This window comes from Kitasatospora indigofera (genome assembly GCF_014655955.1).
In the GTDB taxonomy this organism is placed as follows: Bacteria; Actinomycetota; Actinomycetes; order Streptomycetales; family Streptomycetaceae; genus Kitasatospora; species Kitasatospora indigofera.
Map to the genome: position 1 here is coordinate 43,230 of NZ_BNBO01000027.1, position 19,667 is coordinate 62,896.

At 74.0% G+C, this 19,667-nt stretch carries 18 protein-coding genes; 8 read left to right on the forward strand and 10 right to left on the reverse strand.

Annotation, left to right across the window (positions count from 1 at the left end; genetic code table 11):
• Window positions 1-105 precede the first annotated feature (105 nt).
• Window positions 106-1,224 carry a phosphoserine transaminase gene (serC, locus tag IE329_RS22435; RefSeq protein ID WP_190212749.1) on the forward strand — a complete coding sequence of 373 codons (1,119 nt, stop codon included), beginning with the start codon at window positions 106-108 and terminating at the stop codon, window positions 1,222-1,224.
• Window positions 1,225-1,525: 301 nt separating this feature from the next.
• On the opposite strand, the gene IE329_RS22440 is transcribed toward serC, so the two are convergent.
• On the reverse strand, window positions 1,526-2,293 hold the full coding sequence (locus tag IE329_RS22440) for a glucose 1-dehydrogenase (RefSeq protein WP_190212750.1): 768 nt from the start codon (window positions 2,291-2,293) through the stop codon (window positions 1,526-1,528).
• 82 nt (window positions 2,294-2,375) lie between these two features.
• Between IE329_RS22440 and IE329_RS22445 the strand changes: the two genes are divergently transcribed.
• A complete protein-coding gene (locus IE329_RS22445; RefSeq protein ID WP_190212751.1) occupies window positions 2,376-3,032 on the forward strand; it encodes a TetR/AcrR family transcriptional regulator in 657 nt (218 codons plus the stop codon).
• A 42-nt stretch (window positions 3,033-3,074) separates the two neighbouring features.
• Here IE329_RS22445 and thpR read toward each other — a convergent pair whose 3' ends face one another.
• A complete protein-coding gene (thpR, locus tag IE329_RS22450) occupies window positions 3,075-3,710 on the reverse strand; it encodes an RNA 2',3'-cyclic phosphodiesterase (RefSeq protein WP_190212752.1) in 636 nt (211 codons plus the stop codon).
• A 44-nt stretch (window positions 3,711-3,754) separates the two neighbouring features.
• Here thpR and IE329_RS22455 point away from each other — a divergent pair, with 44 nt between their 5' ends.
• Window positions 3,755-4,270 (forward strand): GNAT family N-acetyltransferase, encoded by a 516-nt coding sequence (locus IE329_RS22455; RefSeq protein WP_190212753.1) that lies wholly within the window; start codon window positions 3,755-3,757, stop codon window positions 4,268-4,270.
• Window positions 4,271-4,424: 154 nt separating this feature from the next.
• On the opposite strand, the gene IE329_RS22460 is transcribed toward IE329_RS22455, so the two are convergent.
• The 3 genes from IE329_RS22460 to IE329_RS22470 form a co-directional block, all read right to left on the reverse strand.
• Window positions 4,425-5,951 carry an MFS transporter gene (locus IE329_RS22460; RefSeq protein WP_229927667.1) on the reverse strand — a complete coding sequence of 509 codons (1,527 nt, stop codon included), beginning with the start codon at window positions 5,949-5,951 and terminating at the stop codon, window positions 4,425-4,427.
• Window positions 5,952-6,180: 229 nt separating this feature from the next.
• Window positions 6,181-6,615, reverse strand: a complete 435-nt coding sequence (locus IE329_RS22465) for a MarR family winged helix-turn-helix transcriptional regulator (protein ID WP_073924059.1) — start codon at window positions 6,613-6,615, stop codon at window positions 6,181-6,183.
• A gap of 136 nt (window positions 6,616-6,751) precedes the next feature.
• Window positions 6,752-7,096: a hypothetical protein gene (locus IE329_RS22470; protein WP_190212754.1), complete on the reverse strand. Its 345-nt coding sequence runs from the start codon at window positions 7,094-7,096 to the stop codon at window positions 6,752-6,754.
• Window positions 7,097-7,387: 291 nt separating this feature from the next.
• Between IE329_RS22470 and IE329_RS22475 the strand changes: the two genes are divergently transcribed.
• Together IE329_RS22475 and IE329_RS22480 are read left to right on the forward strand one after the other, a co-directional pair.
• Window positions 7,388-7,786 carry a VOC family protein gene (locus tag IE329_RS22475; RefSeq protein WP_229912815.1) on the forward strand — a complete coding sequence of 133 codons (399 nt, stop codon included), beginning with the start codon at window positions 7,388-7,390 and terminating at the stop codon, window positions 7,784-7,786.
• A 406-nt stretch (window positions 7,787-8,192) separates the two neighbouring features.
• Window positions 8,193-9,005 (forward strand): MHYT domain-containing protein, encoded by an 813-nt coding sequence (locus tag IE329_RS22480; RefSeq protein ID WP_190212755.1) that lies wholly within the window; start codon window positions 8,193-8,195, stop codon window positions 9,003-9,005.
• Window positions 9,006-9,156: 151 nt separating this feature from the next.
• Here the strand turns inward: IE329_RS22480 and IE329_RS22485 are convergent, their stop codons facing one another.
• Window positions 9,157-10,869, reverse strand: a complete 1,713-nt coding sequence (locus IE329_RS22485; RefSeq protein WP_190212756.1) for an enoyl-CoA hydratase-related protein — start codon at window positions 10,867-10,869, stop codon at window positions 9,157-9,159.
• 342 nt (window positions 10,870-11,211) lie between these two features.
• On the reverse strand, window positions 11,212-12,135 hold the full coding sequence (locus tag IE329_RS22490) for a DUF4231 domain-containing protein (protein WP_190212757.1): 924 nt from the start codon (window positions 12,133-12,135) through the stop codon (window positions 11,212-11,214).
• 266 nt (window positions 12,136-12,401) lie between these two features.
• Here IE329_RS22490 and IE329_RS22495 point away from each other — a divergent pair, with 266 nt between their 5' ends.
• Window positions 12,402-13,166 (forward strand): CDP-alcohol phosphatidyltransferase family protein, encoded by a 765-nt coding sequence (locus IE329_RS22495; RefSeq protein ID WP_190212758.1) that lies wholly within the window; start codon window positions 12,402-12,404, stop codon window positions 13,164-13,166.
• Window positions 13,167-13,283: 117 nt separating this feature from the next.
• Here IE329_RS22495 and sigJ read toward each other — a convergent pair whose 3' ends face one another.
• Both sigJ and IE329_RS22505 read right to left on the reverse strand, forming a co-directional pair.
• Window positions 13,284-14,168, reverse strand: coding sequence for an RNA polymerase sigma factor SigJ (gene sigJ, locus IE329_RS22500; protein ID WP_190212759.1), 885 nt, complete (start codon window positions 14,166-14,168; stop codon window positions 13,284-13,286).
• A gap of 226 nt (window positions 14,169-14,394) precedes the next feature.
• Window positions 14,395-15,852, reverse strand: coding sequence for an NCS2 family permease (locus tag IE329_RS22505; RefSeq protein WP_190212760.1), 1,458 nt, complete (start codon window positions 15,850-15,852; stop codon window positions 14,395-14,397).
• Window positions 15,853-16,119: 267 nt separating this feature from the next.
• On the opposite strand from IE329_RS22505, the gene IE329_RS22510 reads away from it, so the two are divergent.
• Window positions 16,120-16,425 (forward strand): DUF2530 domain-containing protein, encoded by a 306-nt coding sequence (locus IE329_RS22510; RefSeq protein WP_190212761.1) that lies wholly within the window; start codon window positions 16,120-16,122, stop codon window positions 16,423-16,425.
• Between the two features lie 176 nt (window positions 16,426-16,601).
• Window positions 16,602-19,124, forward strand: a complete 2,523-nt coding sequence (locus tag IE329_RS22515) for an HAD-IC family P-type ATPase (protein ID WP_190212762.1) — start codon at window positions 16,602-16,604, stop codon at window positions 19,122-19,124.
• Window positions 19,125-19,146: 22 nt separating this feature from the next.
• On the opposite strand, the gene IE329_RS22520 is transcribed toward IE329_RS22515, so the two are convergent.
• The gene (locus tag IE329_RS22520; RefSeq protein ID WP_190212763.1) at window positions 19,147-19,656 is read right to left on the reverse strand and encodes a hypothetical protein; all 510 of its coding nucleotides are present in this window, start codon (window positions 19,654-19,656) and stop codon (window positions 19,147-19,149) included.
• Between the last annotated feature and the right edge of the window lie 11 nt (window positions 19,657-19,667).

The window sequence follows — 19,667 nt, forward strand, 5'->3', positions numbered from 1 at the left end:
CCCGGGCCCGCCCGCACTGCCGCGGAGGCCCTTCGCCGCAAAGATCACATCTCAGCGGGCGGACGACCGTAACAACTCCGCAATCCGAGCCAGTAGGCTGCGCCTGTGGCTCAGATCCAGATCCCCGCTGACATCAAGCCCGCAGACGGCCGTTTCGGCTGCGGCCCGTCCAAGGTGCGCCCCGAGGCCCTCAGTGCCCTCGCCGCGACCGGCTCCGCCCTGCTCGGCACCTCGCACCGCCAGGCTCCCGTCAAGGACCTGGTGAAGCGTGTGCGCGAGGGCGTGAGCAGCCTCTTCTCCCTCCCCGAGGGGTACGAGGTGGTGCTCGGCAACGGCGGCTCCACCGCCTTCTGGGACATCGCGGCATTCGGCCTGGTGCGCGAGAAGTCGCAGCACCTGAACTTCGGCGAGTTCTCCTCCAAGTTCGCCTCCTCGGTGAAGGCCGCCCCGTGGCTGGCCGACCCGTCGGTGATCAAGACCGAGCCGGGCACCCACCCGCTGCCGGTCGCCGAGGCGGGCGTGGACGTCTACGCGCTCACCCACAACGAGACCTCGACCGGCGTCGCGATGCCGATCAACCGCCCGGTGGGCGGCGACGAGGGCTCGCTGGTGCTGGTCGACGCGACCTCGGGCGCCGGCGGCCTGCCGGTGGACATCACCGAGACGGACGTCTACTACTTCGCGCCGCAGAAGTCCTTCGCCTCCGAGGGCGGCCTCTGGCTGGCGTCCTTCTCCCCGGCCGCCCTGGAGCGCGCCGCCGAGATCGCCGCCTCCGGCCGCTACATCCCGCCGTTCTTCGACCTGCCGACGGCCATCGACAACTCGTCGAAGGACCAGACGTACAACACCCCGTCGATCTCGACGCTGTTCCTGCTGGCCGACCAGCTGGAGTGGCTGAACGGCAACGGCGGGCTCGACTGGGCCGTCGCCCGTACGGCTGATTCCTCGTCCCGCCTGTACACGTGGGCCGAGAAGTCCTCCTTCGCGCAGCCGTTCGTCGGGAACCCGGCCGAGCGCTCGCAGGTGGTCGGCACGATCGACTTCGACGAGTCGATCGACGCCGCCGCGATCGCCAAGGCACTGCGTGCCAACGGCATCGTCGACACCGAGCCGTACCGCAAGCTGGGCCGCAACCAGCTGCGCGTCGCGATGTTCCCGGCGATCGACCCGGCGGACGTCGAGGCGCTCACCGCCTGCATCGACCACGTGGTCGGGCAGCTCTGACCACGGTCGCAAGCTGACGGAAGGGCCACCGCCTGCGGGCGGTGGCCCTTCCTCGTTGTCGCTGCTCCGACTTGTCAGTGTTCCGCCGGTCGCTGTTCCGCCGGTCGCAGTTCCGCCGGTGCCGGCCGCACGGGCTCCCGGCCCGGCCGCCGTTACCTGGTGACCAGGGAGCTGATCACCACGACTGCCAGCAGCAGCACCAGGGCGCCGGTCACGATACGCATGCGAGTCTTGGGGTCCACGGTCAACGAGCGTACCCCCGGCCCGGCGCGGCCCGGCGTGCGGGCCGTCCGGCCGGCGCTCAGACGCCGAGCGCCGAGCCGCCGGACGCCTCCAGGTCCTGCCCGGTGACCCAGCGGGCGTCGTCGGACGCCAGGAAGCCCACCACGTCGGCGATGTCGGCGGCCTCGCCGACCCGCCCCAGCGCGGCGTAGCCGGCGGCCCGGGCGTGCTCGGCCGGGTCGGCCAGCCAGGGGTTGATGTCGGTGGCGACGATGCCCGGCGATACCGAGTTGACGGTGATCCCGCGCGGTCCGAGGTCCTGGGCCAGGGTCCGGGTCAGGGTGTCGAGCGCGCCCTTGGTCATCGCGTAGGCGGTGATGGACGGGAAGGCGATCCGGGTGGCGCCGGAGGAGATGTTGATGATGCGGCCACCGTCGCGCAGCCGGTCCAGGCCTTGCCGGATCAGGAAGAACGGCGCTTTGACGTTGACCGCGAACACCCGGTCGTAGTCGGCCTCGGTGACCTCGTGGATCCGCCCGTGGGCGTTGATCCCGGCGTTGTTGACCAGGACGTCCAGGCCGCTGCCGCCGCCGTGCCGGGCCAGGGCGGCGTCGAAGGCCGTCCAGAGCGCGTCCGCGTCGCCGGGCAGCCCCAGTTCGGCGCCGACGGCGAAGGCCCGGCCGCCCTCGGCCGCGATCCCCTTGACGGTCTGCTCGGCGGCCTCCCGGTTGGTGCCGTAGTGCACGGCGACCAGGGCGCCCTGGCGGGCCAGCCGTTCGGCGATGCCCCGCCCGATGCCGCGGCTGCCGCCGGTGACCAGTGCCGTCCTGCCCGAAAGCGTGCCCATGGCCACGCCCCCCATTTCTGTAGTGGTCGCTAATGAAAGCGACCGTAGCACGCTTCTGTAGCGTCCGATATAGAATCTCGCCATGGCCACCACCCAGCGCGGACGCCCCCGCTCCTTCGACCGCGACGCCGCCCTGGCCAAGGCCGTCGACCTGTTCTGGGAGCACGGCTACGAGGCCACCTCCGTGGCCGACCTCACCGCCGCCATGGGCATCAGGCCGCCCAGCCTGTACGCGGCCTTCGGTGACAAGCGGACGCTCTTCCGGGAGGCCGTCGCCTCCTACCGGCAGACCTACGGCTCACTGCTCCCCCGCGCCCTCGACGAGGGCCCGACCGTCCGGGCCGGCGTCGCCCGGATGCTGCGGACCGCCGCCGCCGAGTACACCGACGCCGCCCACCCCTGGGGCTGCCTGCTTATCAGCGCGACGGTCAACTGCACCTCGCCCGAGGTCGAGCAGGACCTGCGGGAGATCCGCAACGCCAACGTCCGCACCCTGGAGTCCCGCATCCGGGCCGACATCGCCGCAGGTCACGAACGGCCGGAGAGCGACGCGGCGGCGCTGGCCATGTTCACCGCGACCGTCCTGCAGGGGATGTCTCAGCGCGCCAGGGACGGCGCCGGGCGGGCCGAGCTGGAGCAGGTGGCGGCCACCGCCATGCTCGCCTGGCCCGCGCCGGAGAAGCCGGGAGCAGCCGCCGCGCCGGCCGGGGCGGCCCCGCCGGTGCCCGGACAGCCGTGACCGGCGGCGGCCCGGGTCCAGGCCGGAACAGGCCGGAACAGGCTAGCGCCGGTCCGGGCCGGCAGCGCGCCCGGAGGCCCCGCCGGCGCCCCGCGTCCACCGGGCCAACGGCCAGCTGCGCACGCTCTCGTAGTGCGCGAACCCGCCGTCCAGCTCGCTCTTCATCAGGTGCACCTCGGCGGCCTCCCACTCGACGCCGCGGAACTCCGCCAACGCCGCTTCGAGCCCCTCCAGCTCCCCCACCGCGTGCCGCCGCACCGCCCGGCGCTGCCCGTGCGCGGAACCGGCCCGGGCCAGCGTCAGATGCGGGTGGAAGCGGAACGCGTCGCCCTCGCCGAGCAGCCCGGCCGCCGCCCCCGCGACCGCCTCGGCGAGCCGCCGCAGCGCCCAGGTCTCGCCCTCCACGCCGGCCCAGAACACCTTGTCGCCGAACCGGCCGGCGCCGGACAGCCGCAGCCGGTGCGCGCCGTGCCCCTCGACGGCCTCGGTGAGCACGCCCTCCAGCTCGGGGAGCCGCTCGGCCGGCACCTCGCCCAGGAAGGCCAGCGTGATGTGCCAGCTCTCGACGCCCGTCCAGCGCAGCCGCTCCGCGCCCGGCAGCTCCCGGACCGGCGCGACCGCGTCGGCCAGCTCCTGCACCGCTTCCACCGGCGGCTGCACCGCCACGAAGAGCCTCATGAGGCCATCTTCCCCCGGGAGCCGCGCCGGGCTAGAAGGGTTTTATGAAGATCCGCACCGGTGGGCCCGAGGACGCGGCCGCCATCATCGACCTGCTCGACTCCGCCATCGCCTGGCTGACCGCCCTGGGCCGCACCGGCCAGTGGGGCGACCGGCCGTGGTCCGCCCGGCCGGCCGCCGTGCAGCGGATCCACGAGTACACCCGCGACCACCTGGTCCGGATCGCCGAGGACGCCGAGGGCAGGACGGTGGGCGCCTGCGTGCTGGCCGACGTCCCGCCCGGGTACGCCACGCCGGTCACCGAACCCGAGCTGTACGTCCGCAACCTGGTGACCGACCGGGCCCGCTCGGGCTCCGGCATCGGCGCCGCGCTGATCGCGGACGCGCTGGAGGAGGCCCGTCGGCGGGGCATCGGCCTGCTCCGGGTGGACTGCTACGCGGGCGACGACCGGCGGCTGGTCGGCCAGTACCGCGCCCTGGGCTTCACCGAGACGGAGGCCTTCGAGGTCGAGCAGCCGGCCGGGCCGTGGCCGGGCCAGATCCTGGAGATCCGGCTCTGACCGGCCCGTGTCCGCAGGGCCGGAGGCCGGAGGGCCCGAGGGCCGGAGGGCCGGAGGGCCGGACGGCGTCGGGGCCGGTGCCGTCCGGCCCGGCTCAGGAGCCGGGCCGGACGGACGGGCGAACGGGCGAACGGGCGGGCGGAGCGGCGGGCCGTCAGCAGGCCGCGGCCAGCTCCGACTTCGCCGGGGCGGCGGCACGCGGCACGAAGGCCACCACCCGGCCGCCACGCCCGGGGTGCAGGTCGACCCGCACCCGCAGGTCGGCGCTGCGGGCCAGCACCAGTCCGACCACCAGGGCCGCCAGCGCGGACACCGCGCCACAGGCGAGCAGGCCCAGCCGGGGTCCGTACACGTCGGTGACCCAGCCGACCACCGGGGCGCCGATCGGGGTGCCTCCGGTGAAGACCAGCACCAGCAGGCCCATCACCCGGCCCCGCATGGCGGGGTCGGTGGCGAGCTGCAGCATCGAGTTGACCGAGGTGTTGAAGGACAGCCCGAAGATCCCGATCAGGGTCAGCAGCAGCGCGAAGGACCAGTAGCCGGGGGCGAACGCGGCCAGCAGCTCCAGCACGCCGAAGCCGAGCGCCGCCGCGACCAGCCGGCGCAGCCGGGGCGCGCCGCGCCGGGCCGCGAGCAGCGCGCCGGCCAGCGAACCGACCGCCATCGCGGTGTTCAGCAGGCCGTACTGCCCGGCACCGACCTTGAAGGTGTCGTACGCGAAGCCGGACAGCAGCGTCGGGAAGTTGAACCCGAAGGTGCCGATGAAGCCGGCCAGCACCATCGGCCAGAGCAGCTCCGGGCGCTCCTTGACGTACCGCAGCCCCTCGCGGAGCTGGCCCTTCTCCCGGGCGATCGGCGCGGTGGGGCGCAGCTCGGAGGTCCGCATCGCCAGCAGTCCGCCGATCACGGCGGCGAAGGACAGCGCGTTGACGGCGAAGGCCCAGCCGCTGCCGACGGCCGCGATCAGCAGGCCGGCCACGGCGGGGCCGACCAGCCGGGCGGTCTGGAAGTTGGCGGCGTTCAGGCTGACCGCGTTGGCGAGGTCCTTCGGGCCGACCATCTCGGAGACGAAGGCCTGCCGGGTCGGGTTGTCGACGACGGTCACCAGGCCGAGCAGCAGGGCGAAGGCGTAGACGTAGTACGGCGTCACGACGCCGCCGACGGTCATCGCGGCGAGGCCGGCGGCGAGCAGGCCCATCGCGCCCTGGGTGGCGATCAGCAGCCGGCGCTTGGGCATCCGGTCGGCGAGGACGCCGCCGAACAGGCCCAGCAGGAGCATCGGCAGGAACTGCATGGCGGTGGTGATCCCGACGGCCAGCGGGCTGCCGGTGAGGCTGAGGACCAGCCAGTCCTGGGCGATCCGCTGCATCCACGTCCCCGTGTTGGAGACGACCTGTCCCAGGAAGAAGTAGCGGTAGTTGCGGATCCGGAGCGAGGAGAACATCCCGCCGGGCCGGGTGAACTGCGCACCCGTGGGGCCGGCGGCCGGGCCGGCACGGCCCGGGTCCGACGCGGCGGGGGGAGCCGCCGCGGTGCGTTCCTCGGGGTCGTCGTCGCCGGTGCCCGGCAGGCCCGTGGGGCTGGGCGCCTGGCTCTCGGCGGTGGCGGCGGCGGATGCCACCGGGTCGGTGCTCGGGTCGTCGGTACGGATGGCGGCGGCGGCTGCGGCCGGCGGTGTCACTGTGGTCTCCCCTCGGCGCGCGACGGACGGCCGGGCCGGCGTCGCGCTACTGGTGTGCGTGGTCGGTGCTGCGGTGATGCGGTGCTCCTTCTGCGGTGCGGGCAGGTCTGCCCCGGTGCGACCGGGGCATGGTGCTGTGGTGCTGTGGCGAATCGTGCGGTGGTGCGGTGGTGCGGTGGTGCGGGTCGTACGGTGCCGCGGGCGTGCTGCCCGTCGCGCTCCGCCGTGGTCAGAGGTGCGCGAGCTTGTAGAGCACGGGTGCGGCCTCCCGCAGGACGGCCCACTCCTCCTCGCTCAGCCCCTCGGCCAGCTCGGCGAGCCAGGCGTTCCGGCGGCGCCGGCTCTCGGCCAGGATCGTCTCGGCCTGCTCGGTGCTGCTGACGACCACCTGGCGGCGGTCCTCGGGGTGCGGCTCCCGCCGTACCAGGCCCTTCTCCTCCAGCATCGCCACGATCCTGGTCATGGACGGCGGCTGGACGTGCTCGCGCCGGGCCAGCTCGCCGGGTGTGGCCTGTCCGCAGCGGGCGAGGGTGCCGAGCACCCCCATCTCGGTGGGGCTCAGCGACTCCTCGACCCTCTGGTGTCGCAGTCGGCGGGCCAGGCGCATGGTGGACGACCGCAGCTGGCTGATCGCCGCGAGGTCCTGCTCGGAGGTTTCGGGCATGTCCTTAGACTATGTCATTACTCTCGCTAAGGAAAATTGGTTACCGCACGTCCCACGCGCCCCCTCCGCCACCAGGGTCACGGCCGGCCGGGCCGCGCGGCCCGGCCCCGGCTCCCGCCCCGGCCACGGGCCCGGCTCAGGCCGCGTCGGCGATGATCAGCTCGGCCATCGCGAGCAGCCGGCGGAAGGCCACCAGGCCCTCCCGGTACTCCGCGGAGCGCCCCAGCAGGGTGACCGCCGCGCGCAGCTCCGGCAGGCACTCCCGGAGGATCCCGAGGTGGCCGGGGCCGGGCACACCGCCGCGGCCGAGGTAGGTCGAGACGCAGCCGGCCACGTTGAGGTCCAGGTGGGCCAGACCGAGCTTCTCGTCCCAGGGCACCTCGGGGAACGGCCCCGGGCGGTGCGCGGCCCAGAGCAGGGCGACCTCGTCGAGCCTGATCCGGTGCGCCTCGGGGCCGTGCGCCCGGGAAGTGGGGTTCATCGGGCGATCCTCCCCCGCCGGGCCGGCCCGCCTCCCACCGGCCCGCGCCCAGTCGGCCTGGGCCCCGGGCCGGCCCGGCGCCGGGGGCAGTCCGGGCCGCCGACGAGGGCCCGAGGAGACACGCCGGGCCGGAACGAGCAGCTTGGCGGCGCCGAACGGGACGCCGCACGAGATGCTGGAAGAAGACCAGAGGTACTCGACGACCGCAGCACAGGGCACCACCGGCACCAGCACTCCCGTCAGCACCACCGGGCCGGCAGAGACCCGAGCCAGCAGAGAAGGGCCGATCGCATGTCCGACCTCCCGTCCGAGCAGAACGCCGACGGCTTCGCCCGCCTCGCCATGGTCACCATCGACTGCGCCGACCCGGCCGCGCTGGCCGCCTTCTACGGCGGGCTGCTCGGCTGGGAGCCCCGGCACGTCGACGACCGCTTCGCGATCCTGGACAACCCCGAGGGCGGCACCCCGCTGGCCTTCGGCCGGGTCGAGGGGTACGAACCGCCGCCGCCCGGCAACCCGGACGGCAGCAAGCACTTCCACCTCGACTTCTACGTCGACGACCTCACCGACGCCACCGACCGGGCGATCGCCCTCGGCGCCACCGAACCCGCGTACCAGCACGGCCGGCAGCTCAAGGTGCTGATCGACCCGGCCGGCCACCCCTTCGGGCTCGCGCCGCTGGACCGTTGACCACACCCGCGGGCCCGGCCGGCGGCGGGCCCGCGTGAAGCCTCCGCCGGTCCTCCGCGAGGCCTCCGCAAGGCCTCCGCGCGACCACCGGCCCCCGTCCGGACCGGGCGGGGGCCCTGGGGAGGCGGCGTCAGAGCTTGGTGCCGACATCTTGATCCTCCGGTGAAGGAACTCTCTGACCAGGCATTTCTCCCCGAACAGGGTCGTTGTGCGCCCCCTGGACAGTGGCTACTGTCCCTCTTGTCAGGGGCACCGCAGCCAGGCTCCCCGCACGGGCCCGGCCCATTCGCGCGAACCCCGCGCCCCCTCCACGCTTGACGCACCTGCCGAGCGTCCCCTCACCCGCCGGCCCGGCCGCCCGAGACCTGGCACCACGCTGCTCCCCATTCCGTCCAGGGAGATCCTCTTGGGTGAGATCCACCATGCCGTCTACGGCTGGGTGACACCGGCCCTCTCGTACTTCACCGCCTGCCTGGGAGCCTTCGTCGCGCTGCGCGGCACCCGCTGGGCGCTGCTCTCCGAGGGGCGCACCAAGGCCAACTGGCTGCTGTTCGCGTCGATGTCGCTGGGCGCCGGAATCTGGTCCATGCACTTCATCGCGATGCTGGGCTTCTCCGTCTCCGGGGTCCGGATCCGCTACGACGTGCTGCTCACCGTGCTCAGCCTGGTCGTCGCGATCGTGGTGGTGGGGCTCGGCATCTTCGTCGTCGGCTACAGCCGGAACCGGACCGGGTCGCTGCTGGCCGGCGGCGCGGCGACCGGCCTGGGGGTGGCGGCGATGCACTACATGGGCATGGCCGCGGTCGAGGTGCCCGGCCACATCGCCTACCACCGGGCCACCGTGGGCGCCTCCGTGGTGATCGCGGTGCTGGCCGCGACGGCGGCGCTCTGGGCCGCGCTGAACATCAAGGGCACCCTCGCGGTGCTGGCGGCGGCCCCCGTGATGGGCGTCGCGGTCTGCGCGATGCACTACACCGGCATGGCGGCGGTCTCGGTGCACCTCACCGGCGCCCAGGAGTCCCACGGCGGCGTGCTGGCACTGCAGTTCGTCTTCCCGCTGGCCGTCGGCCTGGGCTGCTACGTGTTCTTCAGCGCACTGGCCTTCGCGGCGGCGCCGAGCAAGCCCGGCGCGCCGGGCCGGTGGCGCCCGGCCCAGCCCGTGATCGCCGGGCCGGCCCCGCGCCTGGTGCCGAGGCAGCGGGCGGCCGCCGGCCGCTGAGCGGGCAGGCCGCTGCCCCCGACGGGATGTCAGGTCCCTTCGGGGGCAGTGGCTGTCGTCGGCGGAGGCCGGGCAGGGTTCGCGCCGTCCAGGTGCGAACCCTGCCCGGCCTCCGTCGGACGCGGTGACCGGCCGGGGAGGTGCGGCCCGGTCAGGACTCCCGGCCGACGAGTTCCGTCAGGTGCTCCGGGGTGCGCACCGGGCAGGCCTTGTGCACGAAGGCCCGCCGCAGCTCGTGGTACGCCTCGCCGCGGCCGTAGAAGTTGCGGTGCATCTCCCGCAGTTCCTCGGCCCGGTACGCCGCGAGCGGCTTGGTCTCCTCGTCCTCGGCCCGCCGGCGCTTCTTCTCCACCAGCCGGCCGGTCAGTTCGGCCGAACCGGCCAGCGCCGTGGCCTCCCTGAGCACCCAGCGGCGGAACCCGGCCGCGTCGCCGCCGGCCGTCCGGTCGACCAGGCCCAGCCGGGCGGCCTCGGCGGCGCCGACCGGCAGCGCCGCGCCGGTGAGCCGCCCGGCCTGCTCGGCGCCGACCCGGCGGGGCAGGGTGTACGTCCAGTACTCGGAGCCGTGCAGGCCCATCAGGCGGTAGTGCGGGTTGAGCACGGCCGAGTCGCGGCACCAGACCTCGTCGGCGGCGACGGCCAGCATCAGCCCGCCCGCCGCCGCGTTGCCGGCCAGCGCCGAGACGGTGATCTTGTCGGTGGTGGTGAGCACCGCCTCGACCAGGTCGTCCATCGCGTTGATGTTGTCCCAGGACTCCAGCGCCGGGAACGGCGCGGCCTCGATCACGTTGAGGTGGATGCCGTTGGAGAAGAAGTCCCGGGCGGCGCCGAGGACCAGCACCGAGGTCGGCCGCTCGGCCGCCTCCTGGTAGGCCGCCAGCAGCCGGCGGCACTGGTCCGTGCTCATCGCGCCGCCCGCGAAGGAGAATTCGAGGAACCCCGCGTCGCCCTGCTCCCGGTAGCGGATCTCCGACCAGGTCTCCCGGCCGGCCGCGTCGGCCGGGCTCACCGGCACCTCGCGGACGGCAGTCAGCAGCCCCCGCAGCACCGTCGTGGCCGGCAGCTTGTAGGTGGCCGGGCCGCCCGGGGTCCGGCGCGGGCGCAGCTGCGGGATCCAGACCGCGCCGTCGGTGGTGGCCCGGCAGATCGCGCCGTCCCGGGTGGCGATCACGGCGCCGGGCCTGGAGCCGCGCAGCCGGTCCTCGGGGTGGCCGCCGTGCAGGAAGTACTCCCGGCCGAACATCTCGTCCAGGACGCCGGGCTGCGAGTCGGCGGACCGCAGCTTGCGCAGCACGGTGGCGGTGTCGTCGGCGGCCCAGTCGATCCGGCGGAACTCCTGGGCGTGGTAGGGCCGCAGGCGGCCCCGGACGTCCGGGCGGTCGTAGTCCAGCGGGTCGGGGGTGAACAGCCCGCCCGCGTGCCGCTGCACCGCCAGCAGGACGGCGTCGACGGCCGCGTCGGCGACCTCGCCGCGGTACAGCTCGCTCTTGCCGCAGCGCTCGACGGCGAGGTCGACGGAGGCCCAGATGTCGCCGGCGTCCATCTCCTCGACGGCCTGGAGGACGGTGACGCCCCACTCCTCGGCGTCCTCGTGGATCGCCCAGTCCAGCGAGGACGGGCCCCGGTCGCCCTTGGGCCCGGGGTGCACGATCAGGACCGTCCGGGTCGACCAGACGTCCTGCGGGACGGCCCTGGTGAGCATCGGGCAGACGATCAGGTCGGGGTCGGTCCGGGCGACGGCCGCGCGGACCGCGTCGTCGCCCAGGGCCAGCTCGACGGCCACGGTGTGGCCGCGCTCGCGTAGTTCGGTGTGGACGCGCTGGGTCAGGCTGTTGAACGCGCTGGCGATCAGAAGAATGCGCAAGGTGCCCTCCGGCCAGGTACCTGAGATGCTGTCGCGGTCGCGTGAGGGGCCGGCCGGTGGGTGCGCACGGTGCCCGCCACGGCGGAGCCGGTGGCTTGGGCCCGTGAACGGCCATGCCCCCCGGCACGGGTCGGGGCACCCCGGTGGTTCCGGGCCCGACCGCCCCGATCCAACCATGGGCATGCACACGCAAGGGTGGCCGGAAGTACACCCTCGCCCGACTCTCACGCACCCTGCACACCGGCACGACCAAACACCCGCGCCGCCTGCCGAATCTCCCCGGTACCGCCACCGGAGGGCGGGCCCGGGCCGGACCCGGAGGCGACGCGGGGGCGACGCGGCTCAGCGCGGGAAGGCCCGCCGGGCCCGCCAGGTGGTGTGCTCGCGGGAGACCGCGTCCTCGGCCTCGGCCGCCAGCGAGGCCCAGTGGGTCTCGGCGTCCGGGCGCTTCAGGTCCAGGTCGGAGAGCTGGTTCCCGACGTTCTCCAGCTCACGGGCGGCCAGCTGGTACGCGGAGGCCAGCGGCCGGAGCTGCTTCAGCTGGGTCCAGGCGATCACCGACGCGGCCGCCGCCGAGCAGGCCCCGAAGATGTGCACCGGCAGCGCGCCCATCGCCTGCGCCACCGCCGCGGCCCCGCCCACGATGATCAGCGCGGCCGTGGCCAGCCCCCAGGAGACCGACTGCGACTCGCAGGCGTCCGCCCGCGCCCGGTACCAGGTCCGCTGCCCCTCCACCCGGGCCCGCAGGTACAGGGTGCGGCGCTCGGTCAGCCCGGCCGCCCGCACCCGGCGCATCTCCGGCGTGATCTCGGGCAGCGTCCCCGGCGGGACCACGGACGGGTCCTCGAAGGCCTTCAGCACGTCGGCGACCTGCAGCAGGTAGCCCCGCTCCACCTCGGCGGAGTCCGCCGGGCCGTCGAACGGCCGGGCCCGCACGGTGTACTTCCAGGCCAGTGTCTTCACCGACTCCGCCGCCGCCCGCGCCTCGTACCAGCGCCCCTGCGGGTTGCTCTGGCGCAGCCGGAACCAGAAGTAGCCGGCCGCCAGGAACGCCGCGACCGAGAACAGCGGCGTGACGTCCGCGTCCCCCCGGTGGCTGGGCCCCGGCACGGTGCTCACCACCGCCGCGACCACCAGCATCACGATCTGCCCCCGGTACCAGCGCAGTGTCTGCCGCTGCCCCTGCAGCGACGCCTTGTCCGCCGTCCAGAACGGCTCCGGCAGCAGCCGTGCCTCTTCCGTTCCCGGTGGATCCTCTTGGACCATCGCGAAAGCCCCTCCCCGTCTCCCGTCCAGGCAGTATGCCCACCACCAACTGGGCTACACAGAACCTTGGTTGGAGATCGGCGGCGCGATCCCCGCGGCAGCGGGCGGGCGGCCCCGCACGGCCGGGCCGCCCCGGCGGCGGCCGGCCCGGCCGCGGACCCGCCCGCCGGCCCGTTTGCGCTCACGCCGTACCGTGCGCTTGCGTGTGATCGCACACCCGGCCGAATCAGCCGCACGGGTGCGCCCGAGCCAGCCACGGAGACAGCATGACCAGGGTCCAACTCGAAGAACTGCGCGGTGTCGTCCACCCGCCCGGCAAGCTCGACAGCCGGGCGGAGCACTGGGCCGGCCGCCTCTACATGCGCTCCGTCTCACTGCGGATCACCCGCCTCCTGCTCGACACCCGTTGGTCGCCGAACCAGATCACCGGCGTGATGGTGGTGGCGGGCGTGCTCTCCGGGGCCGCCCTGCTGGTGCCCGGAATCGGCGGAGCGGTGCTGTCCGTGCTGTTCATGCAGCTCTACCTGCTGCTGGACTGCGTGGACGGCGAGGTCGCCAGGTGGCGCAAGCAGTACAGCCCGCTCGGCGTCTACCTGGACCGCCTCGGCGCCTACCTCGCGGACGCCGCCGTGATGATCGGCATGGGCTTCCGGGCCTCCTCGCTGCACATCGGCCCCTACCTGGTGGCCGGCCTGGCCGCGGCGATCGGCGTGCTGATCCTCAAGGCCTCCTCCGACCTGGTCCACGTGGCCCGGGCCGACAGCGGCCTGGCGAAGGCCACCGACGCCTCGGTCGTGCCGCGCTCCTCCGGTCTCGCCCGGGTCCGCCGGCTCGCCTCGGCCGTCGGCGTCCACCGCCTCTGCAACGGGATCGAGTGCACCCTACTGCTGCTCGTCGCGGCGCTGGCCGACCTCGCGCTCGGCGGCCTGACGGCCACCCGGGTCGCGGTCGCCGCCGTCACCGCCGTCGTGTGGGTGCTCGTCCCGGCGCACATCGTCTCGATCGTCGCCTCCTCGCGACTCAAGAGGTAGCGCCGTACGGCCCCCTGGGGCCCGGCCGCCGGCACCGCCGGGCCGCGTGACTGCGGGGCCCGGCGGCGGCCGGCGTACGACCGGCGGCCCCAGGCCCCAGGCTCCATGGCTCAGGCCTCAGGCCTCCAGGCCCGCGAGGTCGAGCTTGCCGAGCCGGTCCGGGTCGGCGATCACGTCGATGGCGACGATCCGCCCGCCGGTGACGGTGAAGGCCATCACGGACATCGCCCGGCCGGCCGTGGCCACCACCACCCCCGCCACCCCGTTGACCAGCGCGGGGCGGACGAACGGCGACAGCCTGCGGAAGGTGAGCGCCTGCGAGGCCACCGTCCCCGCGCCGTGGAGCACCACCGTACGGCCGGCCCGGAGCGCGCCGCCGTCGGACCGCAGCACCACGTCCGGGGCGAGCACGGCGACGAGCGCGTCGAAGTCGCCGTCCCGGGAGGCGGCGAAGAACGCGGCCACCACCTCGCGCTGCCGGGCCCGGTCCGGGTCCGGCGCGGGGGCCTGCCCCTGCACCCGGCGGCGGGCCCGGCTGGCCAGTTGCCTGGTCGCGGCGGCGGACTTCTCGATCATCGGGGCGATCTCGTCGAAGGGCACGGCGAACATGTCGTGCAGCACGAAGGCGATCCGCTCGGCCGGCGTCAGCGACTCCAGCACCACCAGCAGCGCCAGCCCGACCGAGTCGGCCAGCAGCACCTCGTGCTCCGGGTCCACCACGTCCGCCCGGCCGACGACCGGGTCCGGCATCCGCACCTCCAGCGAGTCCTCGCCGCGCTGCGCGCGCCGGCGCAACCCGCTCAGACAGATCCGCGCCACCACCGTGGTCAGCCAGCCGCCGAGGTTCTGCACCTCGGCGACGTCGGTCCGGCCGAGCCGCAGCCAGGTCTCCTGGACGGCGTCGTCGGCCTCGCTGAGGGAGCCGAGCATCCGGTAGGCCACCGCCCGCAGGTGCGACCGGTGCTCCTCGAACCGCTCGGCCAGCGCGTCGCTCTCGTCCACCTGTCGCCTTCCTTCCGCCTGAGGGTCCTTGCAGTAGACCACCGGAAGGACGGCCGCGGCCGGGAGTTCGCACACTCGGCCGGACGCCGGACGCCGGACGCCGGACGCCGGGCGGCCCCGGCCCGGTGGCCGGACGCGGACGGGCCCCACCGCTGCGCACACGCGGTGGGGCCCGTCCTGCGGTGCCGGCCGGGCGCCGGTGGCGGCCCGGGCACGGCGGGGTGGGTCAGAGCAGCCCGAGGGCCGGCATCAGGTAGTAGAAGGCGAAGACCGCCGCCACGCCGTACATCGCCACCGGGACCTCACGGCCCCGGCCGACGGCCACCCGCAGCACGCAGAAGGTGATGAAGCCGATGCCCAGGCCGTTGGTGATGGAGTAGGTGAACGGCATCATCACCATGGTCAGGAAGGCCGGGATGGCGATCGTGTAGTCGCTCCAGTCGATCTCGCGGATGGAGTTCGCGAGGATCAGGAAGCCGACCGTGACCAGCGCCGGGGTGGCGGCCTGGGCGGGGACCATGGTGGCCAGCGGGGTGAGGAACAGCGCCACCGCGAACAGCCCGCCGGTGACGATCGAGGCGAAGCCGGTGCGGGCGCCCTCGCCGACGCCGGCGGTGGACTCGACGAAGCAGGTGTTGGCGGAGGCGGAGGTGGCGCCGCCGGCGGCGGTGGCGATGCCGTCGACCATCAGGATCTTGTTGATGCCCGGCAGGTCGCCGTTGCGGTCCAGCAGGTGCGCCTCGTCGGCGACGCCGAGGATGGTGCCCATCGCGTCGAAGAAGCAGCTCATCAGGACGGTGAAGACGAACAGGACACCGGTCAGGATGCCGACCTTGCCGAAGCCGCCGAACAGGCTGACCTCGCCGACCAGCCCGAAGTCGGGCGCGGCGACCGGGTTGCCCGGCCAGGCCGGGACGGTCAGGCCCCAGCTCATCGCGGGGATGTCGGCGAGCTTGTCGATCACCAGCGCGACGCCGGTCATCACCACGATGCTGACCAGGATCGCGCCGGGCACCTTGCGGACCAGCAGGACGAGGGTCAGCAGCAGGCCGAGGATGAAGACCAGCACCGGCCAGCCGTTGAGGTGCCCGTTGCTGCCGAGCTGGAGCGGGACGGTGGTGTGCGCGGCGTCCGGGATCCGGCTGACGAAGCCGGAGTCGACCAGGCCGACCAGCACGATGAAGAGGCCGATGCCGATGGCGATGGCCTTGCGCAGGCCGAGCGGCACCGCGTTCATGACCCGCTCGCGGAGCCCGGTGGCCACCAGCAGCATGATCGCGAAGCCGGCCAGCACGACCATGCCCATCGCGTCCGGCCAGGTCATCCTGGGGGCGAGCTGCAGGGCGACGATGGTGTTGACGCCGAGGCCGGCGGCCAGGGCGATCGGGACGTTGCCGATCACGCCCATCAACAGGGTCGTCAGTGCCGCGGTGAGGGCGGTCGCGGTGACCAGCTGGGCGCTGTCGAGGTGCTGCCCGTTCATGTCGACGGCGCTCGACAGGATGATCGGGTTCAGGACCAGGATGTACGCCATCGTGAAGAAGGTGGCGACGCCGCCGCGGACCTCGCGGGAGAGGCTGGAGCCCCGCTCGGAGATCTTGAAGAAACGGTCGAGGGCGCCGGAGGGGGCCGGCGTCGTCGGGGAAGGCTCGGGCGACTCGGTGGTCGGCTGGGCCACTGGCATACGTGCATCCTCGGGTGGGGGCGGAGGAGAGGGCGTGCACCCGAGCGTCGGCGGCCGGGCGATCCGGGCAGACCTGGGGGTGGTCAAGGCGACACGCCGGGGCCGGCCGGAGATCCAAGTATGAGGACCTTGGTCGTGCACGCGCTATCTTCGCGCGTAGAACGCACATTCGGCGGGCATGGACCGGTCGCCCCCGGCACTCCTCCGATCATCCTCCGCCGGATGGGCGCTGCACAGGACCGCCACGCCGGCCGTACTCTAGGGCCCATGCCGAAGACCGCGCTGCGCCCCTCCCCCCCGCCCCTGGAGGCGAACGACGTCGCCATCGTCGGCGGCGGCACGGTCCTGTGGTTCGTCGCCTTCCTGGTGCTGCTCCCCTTCCACAGCACGCTCGCCGCGCAGGGGCGCGGCGACTGGCAGTGGATCTGCCTGGCCGGCGCCGGCCTGGGCCTGATCGGCCTCTGGTACTGCCGGGCCCGGCGGGCGGCCATCGCCCGTGACCGGGCCGCCGCCACCACGGCCGCCGGCGGACCGGAGCACGAGACGAACGGCCAGAGCCCGGCCAACGACTGACCGGCCCGGCCCCGCCCGACGGCGGGCGACGGGCGACGGCGGGCGACGGCGGGCGACGGGCGGCGGGACCCGTCGGACGAGCCTCGCCGCGCGGCCTCCGACCCCGGCCACCCGGTCGGACCGAATCGGCTGTTACCACCACGCACCGGACATGTCGCGCCCGTACAGTCGGTGCCATGACGCAGCCCGCGGAAGACACCGCCGACAACGGGAGCGGCGGCGCACCGCGGTCCGCCCCCGGTGCCCATCCGCTGGGGCTCGTCCCCGGCCGGCGCGGCGGGCTGACGGCGGCCGAGGTCGCCGAACGGGTCGCCCGCGGTGCCGTCAACGACGTGCCGGTGCGGTCCAGCCGTTCGGTGAAGGAGATCGTCCGGGCGAACGTCTTCACCCGGTTCAACGCGATCATCGGCGTCATGTTCGCCGTCATCCTGGTGGTCGGACCGATCCAGGACGGTCTCTTCGGGCTGGTCATCGTGGCCAACACGGCGATCGGGATCATCCAGGAGATGCGCGCCAAGCGGACCCTGGACAGCCTGGCCCTGATCGGCGAGGCCAAGCCGCAGGTCCGCCGGGACGGCCGGGTCGAACAGGTGGCGGTGGCCGCGATCGTGCTGGACGACACCGTGCTGCTCGGCATCGGCGACAAGGTGATCGTCGACGGCGAGGTGACCGAGGCGGACGGCCTGGAGATCGACGAGTCGCTGCTGACCGGCGAGCCCGACCCCGTCCTCAAGCTGCCCGGCGACCAGGTGATGTCGGGCAGTTTCGTGGTGGCCGGCGCCGGCGCCTTCAGCGCCACCCGGGTCGGCCGCGAGGCGTACGCCGCCCAGCTCGCCGAGGAGGCCAGCCGGTTCACCCTGGTCAGCTCGGAGCTGCGCAGCGGCATCGACAGCATCCTGAAGTTCATCACCTGGCTGCTGGTCCCGACCGCGATCGGCCTGATCATCAGCCAGCTGGCGGTGGAGGGCAGCGACTGGCGCGAGGCCGTCCGGCGGATGGTGGCCGGGATCGTCCCGATGGTGCCGGAGGGCCTGGTGCTGCTGACCTCGGTGGCCTTCGCGATCGGCGTGGTGCGGCTCGGCCGCAAGCAGTGCCTGGTGCAGGAGCTGCCGGCGATCGAGGGCCTGGCCCGGGTCGACACGGTCTGCCTGGACAAGACCGGCACCCTCACCGAGGGCGGCATGGACGTGGTCGAGCTGCGGCCGCTGCCCGGCCCGCCGGCGCCGGCCGGCCCGCCCCGCGCGGCCGAGGTGCCGGGGGCGGACGGCCCGCCGGGCGCGGACGGCGCCGACGGCCCGGTGGACCCGGCCGTGCTGCGCACCGCCCTCGGGGTGCTGGCCGGGGCGGACGCCCGGCCGAACCCCAGCATGCGGGCCATCATCGACGCCTACGGCAGCGCCGCCGGCTCCGGCGGCGAGTGGCGGGTGATCGAGGCGATGCCGTTCTCCTCGGCCCGCAAGTGGAGCGGGGTGCAGCTGCTGGAACCGCAGGGCGCCGAGGCCAGCTGGCTGCTCGGCGCGCCCGACGTCCTGCTGGCGGAGGGGCACCCGACCCTCGCCGAGGTCGACGAGCTGGGCGCCAAGGGCCTGCGGGTGCTGCTGCTCGGCCGCACGCTCGTCCCGCTGGACGCCCCCGACCCGGCCGCCGGCCTGCGGCCGCTCGCGCTGGTGGTGCTGGAGCAGCGGCTGCGCGACGACGCGGCCGACACCCTGCGCTACTTCGAGAGCCAGCAGGTGCGGGCGAAGGTGATCTCCGGCGACGCGGCCGTCTCGGTCGGCGCGGTGGCCGCCAACCTGGGCCTGCCCGGCGCGGAGCACCCGGTGGACGCCCGGACGCTGCCCGCCGACCCGGAGGAGCTGGCCGACACCGCCGACCGGACGTCCGTCTTCGGCCGGGTCACCCCGCAGCAGAAGCGCGAACTGGTCGGCGCCCTCCAGGCGCGCGGGCACACGGTGGCGATGACCGGCGACGGCGTCAACGACGTGCTCGCCCTCAAGGACGCCGACATCGGCGTCGCGATGGGCTCCGGCAGCGAGGCGACCCGGGCGGTGGCGCAGATCGTGCTGCTGGACGACAGCTTCGCCACCCTGCCCTCGGTGGTCGCCGAGGGCCGCCGGGTGATCGGCAACATCGAGCGGGTGGCGACCCTCTTCCTGGTGAAGACGGTCTACTCGGTGCTGCTGGCGATCCTGGTGATCTGCACCCACTCGCCGTACCCGTTCCTGCCCCGGCACTCCACGGTGCTCTCCACCCTGACCATCGGCGTGCCGGCCTTCTTCCTGGCGCTGGCCCCGAACAACGAGCGGGCCCGGCGGGGCTTCGTCCGGCGGGTGCTGCGGCTGGCCGTGCCGGGCGGGCTGATCGCGGGCACCGCGACCTTCACCGCGTACGCGCTGGCCCGCGCCAACCACGACACCGACCTGGAGGCGGACACCAGCGTGGCCACCCTGACGCTGTTCCTGGTGGCGATCTGGGTGCTGGCGATCGTCGCGCGGCCCTACAACTGGTGGCGGCTGCTGCTGATCGCCACCATGGGCGGGGCGTTCGCGCTGGTCCTGCTGGTGCCGTGGCTGTCGGACTTCTTCCAGCTCTCGCTGGCCGGCACCCGCGACCCGTGGGCGGGGGTGGCGATCGCGATGATCGCCGGGGTGGCGCTGGAGGTGGTGTGGCGGTACGTCGGGCGCGGTGCGGAGGCCTGACGTACCGCCGGGGCCGGACGGGTCAGACCAGGATGCCCGTGCAGCGGTCGTCCAGGTAGGCCTGCTTGGCCGCCTCGTCGCGGTCCGAGCTCAGGTAGCGGGACCAGCCGCGCCGCTCGTGCGAGGTGACGTCCAGCTCCAGGATGTCCATCGTCGGCCGCGGCACCTCGGCCCGGACGGGGTAGGGCAGGAAGCCCGCGTCGTCCTTGAAGTACAGGCCGGTGTGCAGCTCGTTGATGTTGCGCCAGACGCAGATCATCAGGAAGTACTTGTCACCGGCCCGGTGCAGCAGCGCGTAGCCGATCTCCTGGCGCAGCTCCAGCCGCCCGGCCGCCTCCTCCGAGCGCAGCCAGTCCTGGGCCTCCTCGCGGACGTCCTTGGGGACGTCCTGGTCGGCGCGGAAGATGTCGTACCACTTGAACACCGCGGTCGGGAGCAGCAGCTCCTCGTCCGGGCGGATGGTCTTCTCGGTATGCACGTACTCGGCGGGGATGCTGCCGAGCTCGCCGAGGTTCGGTATGGCCTGGGTCATGACTTCCACCT

Bases quoted from the DNA above. Each gene is read 5' to 3' on its own strand.
- thpR (WP_190212752.1), bottom strand. From the start codon at position 3,710: ATGAGGCTCTTCGTGGCGGTGCAGCCGCCGGTGGAAGCGGTGCAGGAG.
- IE329_RS22490 (WP_190212757.1), bottom strand. From the start codon at position 12,135: ATGGTCCAAGAGGATCCACCGGGAACGGAAGAGGCACGGCTGCTGCCG.
- IE329_RS22505 (WP_190212760.1), bottom strand. From the start codon at position 15,852: ATGCCAGTGGCCCAGCCGACCACCGAGTCGCCCGAGCCTTCCCCGACG.
- IE329_RS22445 (WP_190212751.1), top strand. From the start codon at position 2,376: ATGGCCACCACCCAGCGCGGACGCCCCCGCTCCTTCGACCGCGACGCC.
- IE329_RS22465 (WP_073924059.1), bottom strand. From the start codon at position 6,615: ATGCCCGAAACCTCCGAGCAGGACCTCGCGGCGATCAGCCAGCTGCGG.
- IE329_RS22510 (WP_190212761.1), top strand. From the start codon at position 16,120: ATGCCGAAGACCGCGCTGCGCCCCTCCCCCCCGCCCCTGGAGGCGAAC.
- IE329_RS22520 (WP_190212763.1), bottom strand. From the start codon at position 19,656: ATGACCCAGGCCATACCGAACCTCGGCGAGCTCGGCAGCATCCCCGCC.
- IE329_RS22455 (WP_190212753.1), top strand. From the start codon at position 3,755: ATGAAGATCCGCACCGGTGGGCCCGAGGACGCGGCCGCCATCATCGAC.
- IE329_RS22475 (WP_229912815.1), top strand. From the start codon at position 7,388: ATGTCCGACCTCCCGTCCGAGCAGAACGCCGACGGCTTCGCCCGCCTC.
- IE329_RS22495 (WP_190212758.1), top strand. From the start codon at position 12,402: ATGACCAGGGTCCAACTCGAAGAACTGCGCGGTGTCGTCCACCCGCCC.
- IE329_RS22470 (WP_190212754.1), bottom strand. From the start codon at position 7,096: ATGAACCCCACTTCCCGGGCGCACGGCCCCGAGGCGCACCGGATCAGG.
- IE329_RS22440 (WP_190212750.1), bottom strand. From the start codon at position 2,293: ATGGGCACGCTTTCGGGCAGGACGGCACTGGTCACCGGCGGCAGCCGC.
- IE329_RS22515 (WP_190212762.1), top strand. From the start codon at position 16,602: ATGACGCAGCCCGCGGAAGACACCGCCGACAACGGGAGCGGCGGCGCA.